The 11,777-nt window shown below is 47.6% G+C and carries 9 protein-coding genes; 3 read left to right on the top strand and 6 right to left on the bottom strand.

Annotated elements, in window-relative coordinates:
- Window positions 1-60: 60 nt before the first annotated feature.
- Genes ISX59_RS06005 through radA form a run of 4 tightly spaced genes read right to left on the bottom strand, consistent with a single transcriptional unit; the run spans window position 61 to window position 4,081 of the window.
- On the bottom strand, window positions 61-660 hold the full coding sequence (locus ISX59_RS06005) for a response regulator transcription factor (protein ID WP_032531771.1): 600 nt from the start codon (window positions 658-660) through the stop codon (window positions 61-63).
- Between the two features lie 8 nt (window positions 661-668).
- The gene (locus tag ISX59_RS06000; protein ID WP_032538157.1) at window positions 669-2,258 is read right to left on the bottom strand and encodes an NAD(P)/FAD-dependent oxidoreductase; all 1,590 of its coding nucleotides are present in this window, start codon (window positions 2,256-2,258) and stop codon (window positions 669-671) included.
- 41 nt (window positions 2,259-2,299) lie between these two features.
- Window positions 2,300-2,674, bottom strand: a complete 375-nt coding sequence (locus ISX59_RS05995) for a GxxExxY protein (RefSeq protein ID WP_032540283.1) — start codon at window positions 2,672-2,674, stop codon at window positions 2,300-2,302.
- 39 nt (window positions 2,675-2,713) lie between these two features.
- Entirely contained in the window at window positions 2,714-4,081 is a 1,368-nt protein-coding gene (radA, locus tag ISX59_RS05990; protein ID WP_005810649.1) for a DNA repair protein RadA, read from the bottom strand.
- Between the two features lie 468 nt (window positions 4,082-4,549).
- Here radA and ISX59_RS05985 point away from each other — a divergent pair, with 468 nt between their 5' ends.
- A complete protein-coding gene (locus ISX59_RS05985; protein WP_175413940.1) occupies window positions 4,550-4,687 on the top strand; it encodes a hypothetical protein in 138 nt (45 codons plus the stop codon).
- 217 nt (window positions 4,688-4,904) lie between these two features.
- Entirely contained in the window at window positions 4,905-5,312 is a 408-nt protein-coding gene (locus tag ISX59_RS05980; protein ID WP_005778632.1) for a BT0820 family HAD-type phosphatase, read from the top strand.
- Window positions 5,313-5,406: 94 nt separating this feature from the next.
- Here ISX59_RS05980 and ISX59_RS05975 read toward each other — a convergent pair whose 3' ends face one another.
- Both ISX59_RS05975 and ISX59_RS05970 read right to left on the bottom strand, forming a co-directional pair.
- Window positions 5,407-7,701 carry a tyrosine-protein kinase gene (locus tag ISX59_RS05975; protein ID WP_220575730.1) on the bottom strand — a complete coding sequence of 765 codons (2,295 nt, stop codon included), beginning with the start codon at window positions 7,699-7,701 and terminating at the stop codon, window positions 5,407-5,409.
- An 18-nt stretch (window positions 7,702-7,719) separates the two neighbouring features.
- The gene (locus ISX59_RS05970; protein WP_220575729.1) at window positions 7,720-8,673 is read right to left on the bottom strand and encodes a polysaccharide biosynthesis/export family protein; all 954 of its coding nucleotides are present in this window, start codon (window positions 8,671-8,673) and stop codon (window positions 7,720-7,722) included.
- 666 nt (window positions 8,674-9,339) lie between these two features.
- Between ISX59_RS05970 and thrA the strand changes: the two genes are divergently transcribed.
- Entirely contained in the window at window positions 9,340-11,775 is a 2,436-nt protein-coding gene (thrA, locus tag ISX59_RS05965; RefSeq protein ID WP_005823094.1) for a bifunctional aspartate kinase/homoserine dehydrogenase I, read from the top strand.
- The last annotated feature ends 2 nt before the right edge of the window (window positions 11,776-11,777 follow it).

The following is an 11,777-nucleotide window of genomic DNA, read 5'->3' as shown; positions in this document are numbered from 1 at the left end:
GCAATCGATAACTCAAAATATCCTCTGTGCCCTCTGTGTCCTCTGTGGTGAAAAGCAGGCTTATATCCTGTCCGCCTCCACGTATCCGTTCATCACCGCGTAGATGGTCAGCCCGGAGACCGACTTGATGCCCAACTTCTCGGTGATGTTCTTCCGGTGTGTGATCACCGTAGTCAGGCTGATATTCAGCTTGTCGGCGATTTCTTTGTTGATCAGCCCTTTGGTGATCAGCACCAGCACCTCGATCTCGCGTGCCGAAAGCTCGTGTCCGGTGGCGGCAGGCGGGGCAGGAGGCATGTCCTTCACCGGATAACCGTCGTGGTGCGCGTGCTGGTGGAGTTTCAGGATGTCCTTCACCAACCCCTCTTCCGTCTGGTAGATGTTGAGTATCGGGACGCCCGAAAGCTGGAATTGGTGACTGTCTCCCGCCAGTACGATGGTTTTCCGTTTCCGGGGGAGGAAGAAAGCATTATGCTCCACATATATCTGTGCGGAGATAAAGTAATGAGCGTACATGTCCGGCGTGTCGTCCATCAGTTCGCCGAAACCGGGAAACGTGCGGATGACTGCCATGGGGATCATCCTCTCCAGGATTGTTTTCAGTCCCAGGCTGGTGAGGGTGTTCGCCTCTACGATGGCTATTTCGGGTTGGTGATTCATCATAAGTCCTATTGATTCATAAATTGTGCTACTGCTTCTGCGCATCGTTCTCCATCGATTCCTGCCGAGACGATGCCCCCCGCATAACCGGCCCCCTCACCGCACGGGAAGAGTCCGCGCAGGGTGATGTGCTGCAATGTATCCTTGTCCCGCACGATGCGTACCGGCGATGAAGTCCGTGTCTCTACGCCTATCATCACCGCCTCGTTGGTGAGGAATCCGTGGCTGCTGCGTCCGAACTGCTGGAAACCCTGTGACAGCCGGCCGGTGATGAACTCCGGCATCCAGAAGTGCAGCGGAGAAGAGATAAGCCCCGGGCTGTACGACGATTCCGGTAAGTCGTAACTCAGCTTCCTGCGTGTGAAGTCTGCCATGCGCTGGGCGGGAGCCGTCTGTCGTCTGCCTCCTTGCAGCCAGCACTGGCGCTCCAGCTCTTCCTGAAAGCGCAGCACCGCCAGTTCGGGATGGCTCCCTTCTGCTTCATCGTTCATCGTTAACCGTTCGTCGTTCATGATGTCTTCCGGCTGTATCTCCACCACCATGCCCGAGTTGCTCCACCGGGAGCCACGGTTGGAGGGCGACATTCCATTGACCACCACCTGCTCCGGCCCGCTGGCGGCAGGTACGATAAATCCTCCCGGACACATGCAGAAGCTGTATACCCCCCGGCCTTCCACCTGTGTGACGAAACTGTATTCGGCTGCCGGCAGGTATTTCCCTCTCCCGTTCCGGTTGTGGTATTGGATCTGGTCTATCAGTCCTGCCGGATGTTCCAGGCGTACCCCGACGGCAATGCCTTTCGCCTCGATGGGCACCTTGTTGGCCGCCAGCCATCGGTATACATCCCGTGCCGAGTGCCCTGTCGCCAGAATGACAGGTCCGAGGAATGTCTTGCCCGTCTGGGTTTCAATGCCTTTCACCTCCCCCTTCTCGATGATCAGTGCGTCCATCCGGGTTTCGAAGTGCACCTCACCGCCACATTCGATAATCGTATGACGCATGTTCTCTATCACCCGTGGCAGTTTATCCGTACCGATGTGCGGATGGGCGTCCACCAGGATGGCGGTGGAAGCCCCGTGCTGGCAAAATACGTTCAGTATCTTGTCCACGTTTCCCCGCTTTTTGCTCCGGGTATATAGTTTCCCGTCCGAGTAAGCGCCTGCTCCCCCTTCACCGAAACTATAGTTCGACTCCGGGTCTACCCGGTGCTCCCGGCTGATTTGTGCCAGGTCCTTCTTGCGCTCGCGTACATCTTTGCCACGCTCTACGACGACGGGACGCAGCCCCAGTTCTATCAGTCGCAGTGCGGCAAACAATCCGCCGGGTCCGGCGCCCACAACAATTACCTGTGGCTTGTCTTCCACCTTATTATATATAGTACGTTCGTATTCATCATCCGTCGGCATTTCATTGAGGTATACCCGCACTTTCAGGTTGACGAAGATGGTGCGTTGCCGGGCGTCTATGCTCCGTTTCAGTATGCGGAGAGAGGTTACATCACGCAGGTTCAGCCCTTTCTCCTGAGAAAGGTATGTCTTGAGTTGCTGCTCGTTGGCGGCAATTTCAGGGAGGATTCGTAGTTGGTATTCTTGTATCATAGGTTCACCACAGATTACACGGATTAACACAGATTGTTATTTTAAATAACATACCGTTTAATTCCGTTTTGAAGGTTTGTTATATTGAAGTTGATTAATAGTCCTAAATGATGTTTGGACAATTTTAAATAGGTCATTATTTGAGCCGTATGAATGGGGAGTAAGGCTTCTACGGATTTAAGCTCAAGAACAATCTGCCTCTCTACCAGTATATCCATGCGATACCCGTTATCTAATTTCATTTCTTTGTAATAAACAGGTAGTTCTTTCTGTCTTTCATATTTTATACCTGCTTTATCGAACTCGTAGCATAGGCATGCTTCATAGGTACTTTCTAAAAGTCCCACTCCTAAAGTCCTGTGAACTTCATAGGCACATCCTATGATTTTATATGATAGTTCGTTTATATTCTCCATCTTGATAATCTGTGTTAATCCGTGTAATCTGTGGTGAACTCATCCGAAGAGTCCCCGGAACGCCTCTTCCACCTTTCTCACCGGCACCAGTTCTATCTTTAGCTTCTTCATGTCGATTCCCTGCATATTATACTTAGGCAGGATAAACCGTTTGAATCCAAGCTTCTCGGCTTCACCGATACGTTGTTCGATCCGGTTCACCGGACGGATTTCACCGGACAACCCGATTTCACCTGCCATACAGACTTCCGGCTCGATGGCGGCATCCATATTGGACGAAAGGATGGCACTGATAACAGCCAGGTCGATGGCAGGGTCGTTCACCTTCAGCCCCCCGGCAATATTTAGAAAGACATCTTTCTGTGCTAACTTGAAGCCGACACGTTTCTCAAGCACAGCCAGCAGCATGTTCATGCGGCGGATATCGAATCCGGTTGCCGAACGTTGCGGATTGCCGTAAACGGCAGAACTGACAAGTGCCTGTGTTTCTATCAGGAACGGCCTGACTCCTTCGATGGCAGATGCGATGGCTACCCCGCTCATGCCTTCGTGATCTTGCGACAGCAACAGCTCCGATGGGTTGCTGACCTGGCGAAGCCCGTCTTGCCGCATCTCGTAAATACCCAGTTCGGCCGTACTGCCAAAGCGGTTCTTGATGCTGCGCAGGATACGGTACATATAATGCTGGTCCCCCTCAAACTGGAGCACGGTGTCTACGATGTGTTCCAGTACCTTCGGACCGGCAATGCTGCCTTCTTTGTTGATATGCCCGATCAGTAATACCGGAGTATGCGTCTCTTTGGCAAAACGGAGAATGGAGGCCGAGCACTCCCGCACTTGCGCGATACTTCCCGGCGAAGACTCGATGCTTTCGGTGGATATGGTCTGTATGGAGTCGATGATTACCAGGTCCGGACGTGTATTCTTAATGTGCACATAGATCTGCTCCAACGACGTTTCGCACACAATCAGGCAGTCGCTCGACGTTTGTGTCAGTCGGTCCGCGCGGAGCTTCAGTTGCCTTGCACTCTCTTCTCCGGAGATGTAGAGTATCCTGCGTTCGGGCATGTGGAGCACGGTTTGAAGTACCAGAGTCGATTTTCCGATACCCGGTTCGCCACCGATCAGCACCAGTGATCCCGGCACCAGTCCGCCGCCCAGTACCCGGTTCAACTCCTCGTCGTGCATGTCGATGCGGGGTTCCTCGTCCGCTTCGATCTCGTTCAGGGTGACAGGTTTGGCTTTAGGCGATTCGATGCCCGATACCGGACGTTTATTCGGAACCTCCTTGCGTACGATTTCTTCTACATAAGTATTCCACTCGCCACACGAAGGACACTTGCCCACCCATTTGGGTGATTCCTGTCCGCAGTTACTGCATACATAAACGGTTTTCTCTTTTGCCATTGATCTCTTGATAAATAGGTCTCAAAGTTACGCATTTCGTCTTTTTCTGCCAAACAGAATATAGCTTTTGACTTTTGAATGCCGGGAAGCCGTTATTCTTTTGGATAAAGCATCTGGCCGATTGTCAGCGAAATGAACGGATTGCTGACTCAATGTCGCCTATTGGCCGGCTTCGCTGACAAGCTTTGTGCGATAAGATTGCATTCCGGAAATGGAACTTGAATAAATATTCCCAAATAACTGCATATTCCGCATTTCCGTCGTTAGTTTATTCGGTTTTAGGGCTTCAGGTTATTAACTTCGTTGCGGTAAGATGCTAACTTCATAGCGGCAGGATGTTAACTTCGTGACGGCACAATGTTAACTTCGTGCAAGTAGAGTGTCAACTTCCTGCCGGCAGAGGCTTCGTTTCCTGAAAAGAGAGCCTCTGCCGGGGAGAGATTGTACTTCTTGTAGCGCTGGTTGGTTATGGATCTTGATCGGGCTGAAGCTGTTGAAAAGATGGTATTTGGTAACTATATCCGTCTGAATCGGGCAGAAAAGGCTTCTTTACTTTCTTCTTGTTTGAGAAAAACGCGTTTCAGTATCAATCTGATTGTCTCTTAAACGAAATGACGGCGTTTTTTGAACCATTCTTTATCCTGTGCCCGGAATAATGGATTCTGAGCTCTTAGGAATATCGTTTTGACAAAAAGATAATTGCTTCTTTTATTGCCGGCGGATCTGTTTGGATACTGGGTGCTGTTATTTTATTCTGTAGGTTTTGAGTAAATTCGATTGGTAAATATTATCTTTGTTTGGATAATTATAAAAGCATGACACTATGACGATTGCAGTTGATTTTGACGGAACTATAGTGACGGACCGCTATCCCGGCATTGGTAATGAGATTCCTTTTGCGGTGGAAACCTTGAAGCTGTTGCAACAAGAGCACCACAGACTTATTTTATGGAGTGTGCGCGAAGGCAAACTACTGGACGAGGCCGTGGCATGGTGCAAAGAAAGAGGGGTGGAGTTTTATGCCGTTAACAAGGAGTACCCCGAACAAAAACTTCAGGATGACGGATTCTCCAGGAAACTGAAAGCCGATCTCTTTATTGACGACCGTAATGTGGGAGGACTGCTCGATTGGGGTATTGTATACCGGATGATAAAAGAACACAAAACGTACCGGGACATTTATGCTTCAGGAGATGATGTCCTGAAAAAGAAAAAGAGAGGGTGGTTTTAAGAGAATGCCGTTTGTGCAGAGTTTACGTCTGCCGTTATAACAGCATTCTCTTTTGAAAAGATGAAATGAAAAGTTGGTATTATTGATGATACGTTTAATGGGTATGTCCATATCCGTAACCGTATCCGTATTTCTTCTCTGACAGATTACCACCGTTTACAATCAGTGAAATGTGGTTTAACCGTCCTGTACGTTCCGTATTCACAATCTCAGGCAATACATTCTTGTAGGTATAATTTATGCGACAAACGTATAGTGTGAAATCCGTCACTTTGCTTAAGCTCAGCGTATCACTGGCTAAGCCGGTAGGTGCTGAGTCTACAATGATATAGTCGAAGTGCTTCCGGAAGTAAGTAAAGGCATCCTTCAGTCTTTCCCTTTCCAAGAGTTCTGCCGGATTGGGAGGGACAGGACCCGATGGGACCACGGATAACAGTTCGTGCACTCCCGATGGATAAATGATACTTTCCGGTTTTACCTCGTTTCCAGCAAGGAAATTCGTTATTCCTTGCCGGTTCTGAATATGAAAATGCTCTGCTAACCGGGGGCGTCTGATGTCTAAACCGACAATGAGTACCCGGCATCCGAGAAAAGCAAAGGAAAGGGCTAAGTTGATACTGATGAAGCTCTTGCCCTCTCCGCTGGTGGACGAGGTAATGAGTATGCACTTCTCGTCTCCTTTTTCCGTCAAGAAACGCAGGTTGCTTCGCAGTCGGCGGAAAGACTCTTCCATAAGCCCGTTCTTGCCTTCGGTCACACCGATTTGTTCTTTATCGAGGGGAATCGTCCCTACTATGGGAAGTTGTATGGCTTCTACCTCGGATATTGATGAAATCTTGGTACGGAACATGTCTTTGAACAGAATCAGTGCTATGGTCATGATGCAAGCTATAAACAAACTTCCTGCATAAATCATCGGACTCTTGGGGGCAATGGGAGCATCGGCGGTTAACGGTGCGTCGATCACCCTTGCTTTATTTATGGTTGCCGCCAAAGAGATGGTGGCCTGTTCGCGCCGTTCCAATAGCATCAGATACAGGTTAGCCTTGATCTGCTGTTGGCGGTCTATGTTATTGAACTCTCTCTCCTGTTTGGGCATGTTGCCAATACGTGAATTGAAATAGTTCGTCTTGCGTATGATATCCTTGCGGGCAATCTCGAGTCCCTCTTTGACTCCCGTGACAGATGACAAGATGTTTTTTCGCAAAGCCGTGATGTTTATATTTTGGTTTACAATGGTAGGATTGTCCGGCTTCATGGTATTCAACAGGCGTTCACGTTCCAGTAGTTCCTTATTGTATTCGTTAATCAGACGCATCAATTCCATGTCCGAAATCCCGGTATTTACCGGCAATAGGGAGAAGTGATACTGTTCATCTTTCAGATAATCGTAGATGTAGGTGGTCATGTTCAATTGGGTTTCCACTTCCAGCAGTTTCTTTTCGTATTCGTTGTTGGTGTTCAAGTCGAGATCCATGTTCGTTTTAAGATCGATCAGTCTTTCCTTTTCTTTATACTGTTCCAGATGTTTTTCTACAAATCCCAATTCACGGCTGATGCTGTCCAGCCTTTCCTCCAGAAAGATCAATGTATTTCCTGTTACCTTATTCTTGTCGTTCATGGCATCGCGGTTGTAGACTTCTATTAGTTTGATAAGAAATGCTTCTGCCCGCTTCTTATCTGTATCCTTGAAAGTGAGGCTGATGATGGATGTCTTTTTCGAAGTTGTGGCAACGGTCAGCTTTTGCAAGTAATGGTTTACTGCGTCTGTCGGCCGGCAGATATTTACCTTGACGGTCCGGTCGAAAGTTCTATTGGGAAGTAACTCCAAGGTACATAATCCTGCCAGAGTCTTTATGGTTGCGGGAAAGGTGGTGAAAGATTCTGTCAGGCAAATGTCATGCAGGGCACTCCGCGCTTCATAATGATCGCCCATTTTCTCTATTTGTATCAGCAGTGCCTCCTGTAAAGTATCCATTGCGGCTTTCTCCAACGTCACGCTGATGGGAGGGGTGGTGGTCTCCGTATATCCGAGTCCTTCCTTTATTCTATAGCTCGTGTGCATATTCAGTTCGTTGATGACTTGCAATAATATGGATCTTGAACGCAATATTTCCAGTTCGTCTTCTATCTGAGTATTTGTTGCCGCCATATTGGACGGAGATACTTGATTAAACAGATCGTTGATTGCTTTGTCGCTTCCTTCAGAATCTTTGATCACTACCGAGGCTGAAGCCTGGTATACCGGTGTGGTGATGTGTACATAGATATATGCGCCTGTCAGTGCGACAGCGATTGCTATCAGGAACCACCTCCAGTGTACTATGACTTTATAGAATAGTTCGATTAAGTCTATTTCCTGTTCTTGTTGTTTCTGTTCGTTTTCCATGGGGCGTAATTTGTTTTGTTATCTTAATATGGTCACAATCAGTCCGGCCATTGATATTAATATAGATGTAATAGAAATCAGCAGATTGGTGGAAGAACCGATATTGGCTCCCTGTGTTTTGGCTTTATTGGGTTCCACATACACAATGTCGTTCTGATGCAGATAAAAATCGGAAGAGTGGATGACGTTTACATCATTGAGGTTGATGGTGATTAATCGTTGCCGGTTGTTTTCTTTGCGGATGATGCGTACGTTGTTCCGTTTGCCATAGATGGTAAGGTCACCTGCCATTGCTATTGCTTCAAGAAGATTCACCTGTTCATTGTTTACCGTATATATGCCGGGATGGTTTACTTCTCCGATTACGGAGATTTTATAATTCACCAGGCGCACCGTAACAATGGGCTGTTCTTTCAGATAGCGTTTCAGCTTCTCGGCGATCATATCCGAAATCTCCTGGGTTGTCATTCTCTCTACCTTTAACTCTCCAAGTACGGGTAAGGTAATCCTTCCCTCACTGTTCACCAGATAGTTTTGCAGGATCGGTTGGCTCGTCGAGTTGGTGGTATTAAGCTCGTTTTGTGATGTGGGTACTATTAAATTGAAAGGGAGGGCCGCTTCCGGTTCGGAGCAGTTAATGGAAATCGTAAGCAAATCTTTCGGCATGATACGGGCATTGAACTCTACAGGAGCATTGTTCTGCTCCGTACCTAACTGCTGTAAATAAGCTACTCGTTTGCTTGAGGAACATGATGTGCAGAGAATGCACCAAAATAACGCTGTCCATACGGTTTCTTTCATCATTGTATATCGCTGCCTGTCATTCCCCGAACCGGCGTTTGAGTAAATAAAAAAAGCGTGGGAACTGTTGCTGTTATCTGTCAAAGAGGCATCGCCAAACGCCTGAGTATAGATAATAAAGACAACAGCCCACGCCCAATTATATACTATTGAAGGATATACATTGAGCATGAGCGTTTTGTTGCCTATTATTCTTATACTCCTCTGAAATTGGCGATTTCCTTTGACAAGAATAATATGGTAAACGCTTCTAACTACTTAAATATGTTTAGTTTAAAAGATACATCAACGCTCTCTAAACTGAGTGCAAAAATAATCAATAATTTATAAAAGGCAATAATATTGATTCTTTATTTCATCATAAGTCTGGTTTAACTTTTTTCTTTTATGGAATTTGCCATAAACAGGAGGCGATAGAAAGAAGGAAGCGGTTCCCGGTAAGATGGAAAGAGGACGGCATGGAGCTTGCTATTCTACATTTTTTATCCTCTTTCGGAGCTTATCTGTATTTTTATCGCAAAATAATCGCAAAAAGTGATAGATTGAATGAAATTATTCTTATTTTTGCAACATCTTATCAAAATCAAAAGTAGAAACAGAGACAATGATGCATTACTATCCACATACAGTCACATCGATGTGTATCCTGATGATCGGGACACAGGGGACAATGGGGATGACCCTTAGGGGTTAATATATAGTATGATGTGTATCTACGTGATTCACGCTTACAGGAAGTAAGCAAAACTCAATTTTATATTTTATTATTTGTATCAACAAAAGTGGTTTTGTATGCCTTAAGGAGCGTACAAAGCATTCCATTAAATAAGTATCTGCATGAAAGTAATGAAATTCGGCGGAACGTCCGTAGGTTCCGTGAACAGCATTTTAAGCGTAAAGAAAATCGTAGAGTCTGCCGGTGAGCCGGTAATCGTTGTAGTGTCCGCATTGGGCGGGATCACTGACCAGTTGATTAGTACTTCCCGAATGGCCGCCACCGGCGATGCAGCTTACGAAGGGGCATATCGGGAAATAGTACGCCGTCACGAAGAAATGGTAAAGGGAGTGATTCCTGCCGGAGAAACTCAAACTTTGTTGCACTATCAAGTGAATGAACTGCTTGATGAACTGAAAGATATTTTTCAGGGCATTTATCTGATTAAAGACCTTTCCCCGAAAACATCCGATACCATTGTCAGCTATGGTGAACGCCTGTCTTCACTGATTGCGTCACGGCTGATTCAGGGGGCTGTGTGGTTCGATTCACGCACTTTTATCAAGACAGAAAAGAAACACAATAAGCATACACTGGATACGGAACTGACCAATCGGTTGGTGCGGGAGGCTTTCAAAGAGATTCCACAGGTATCACTCGTACCGGGATTTATTTCTTCTGATAAGGTTTCGGGAGACGTGACCAATCTGGGACGCGGTGGCTCCGACTATACTGCCGCCGTTATTGCCGCAGCCCTCGGTGCCGATAGCCTGGAGATATGGACAGATGTGGATGGCTTTATGACTGCCGATCCGCGGGTGATCAGTACGGCCTATACCATCAGTGAGCTGACCTATGTTGAAGCGACGGAGCTCTGTAACTTCGGTGCAAAAGTGGTTTATCCGCCTACCATCTATCCGGTGTGTCACAAGAATATACCGATTCTGATTAAAAACACATTCAATCCGGATGGGCAGGGAACGGTGATCAAGCAGAATGTAGACCATACGAAGAGCAAGGCCATCAAAGGTATTTCGTCTATCAACGACACGAGCCTGATTACGGTGCAAGGTTTAGGTATGGTGGGGGTGATCGGTGTAAACTACCGCATCTTTAAGGCGTTGGCAAAGAACGGCATCAGTGTGTTCCTCGTTTCGCAGGCTTCCTCAGAGAACAGTACCTCTATCGGTGTGCGTAATGCCGATGCCGATCTGGCTTGTGAGGTGCTGAACGAAGAGTTTGCCAAAGAGATCGAGATGGGTGAGATCTCGCCTATCCAGGCAGAAAAGAACCTGGCTACTGTGGCTATCGTAGGTGAGAATATGAAACATACACCAGGTATTGCCGGAAAGCTGTTCGGCACGCTGGGACGGAATGGCATCAATGTGATTGCCTGTGCGCAGGGAGCGTCCGAAACCAATATATCGTTTGTGGTCGATTCAAAATCACTGCGTAAATCGCTGAACGTGATCCACGACTCTTTCTTCCTCTCGGAATACCAGGTGCTCAACCTCTTTATCTGCGGTGTGGGTACGGTGGGTGGAAGCCTTGTCGAACAGATACGCCAGCAACAGAAGAAACTGATGATGGAGAATGGGCTGAAACTGCATGTGGTGGGTATCATCGATGCGACGAAAGCGATGTTCAGCCGTGCCGGATTCGACTTGGGCAACTATCGTGAGGAGTTGAAAGAGAAAGGAACCGACAGTTCGCTGGACACTATCCGCGAAGAGATTATCGGCATGAACATATTCAACTCGGTATTTGTGGATTGTACGGCCAGTCCGGACATCGCCTCTTTGTATAAGGATTTCCTGCAACACAACATCTCTGTGGTGGCGGCCAATAAGATCGCTGCTTCGTCGGCTTACGAGAATTACCGCGAACTGAAGCTGATAGCCCGTCAGCGTGGTGTGAAATATCTGTTTGAAACCAACGTGGGTGCCGGACTTCCGATTATCAATACCATCAATGACTTGATACATAGCGGTGACAAGATCCTGAAAATCGAAGCCGTCCTTTCGGGCACACTGAACTATATCTTCAATAAGATCAGTGCCGATGTGCCTTTCAGCCGTACCATCAAGATGGCGCAGGAGGAACGCTACTCCGAACCTGATCCGCGTATCGACCTTAGTGGCAAGGATGTGATCCGTAAGCTGGTGATCCTGGCCCGCGAAGCCGGATATAAGCTGGAGCAGGAAGAGGTTGAAAAGAACCTGTTTGTGCCGAACGACTTTTTCGAAGGTTCGCTGGAAGACTTCTGGAAGAAGGTACCCAGTCTGGATGCTGACTTCGAAGCCCGTCGCAAGGTGCTCGAAAGCGAGAATAAACATTGGCGTTTCGTTGCCAAGCTGGAAAACGGTAAGGCATCCGTAGGCTTGCAGGAAGTGGACCGCAACCATCCTTTCTACGGACTGGAGGGCAGCAACAACATCATCCTGCTGACTACCGAGCGCTATAAGGAATACCCGATGATGATTCAGGGATACGGTGCGGGTGCCGGAGTGACAGCCGCCGGTGTGTTTGCCGACATCATGAGTATTGCAAACGTATAAAA

The sequence above is a fragment of the Bacteroides sp. FSHCM14E1 genome (assembly GCF_019633785.1).
Taxonomy (GTDB): Bacteria; Bacteroidota; Bacteroidia; order Bacteroidales; family Bacteroidaceae; genus Bacteroides; species Bacteroides hominis.
The sequence above is the reverse complement of the archived record's forward strand: the minus strand, read 5'-3'. Positions and strand labels throughout refer to the sequence as shown.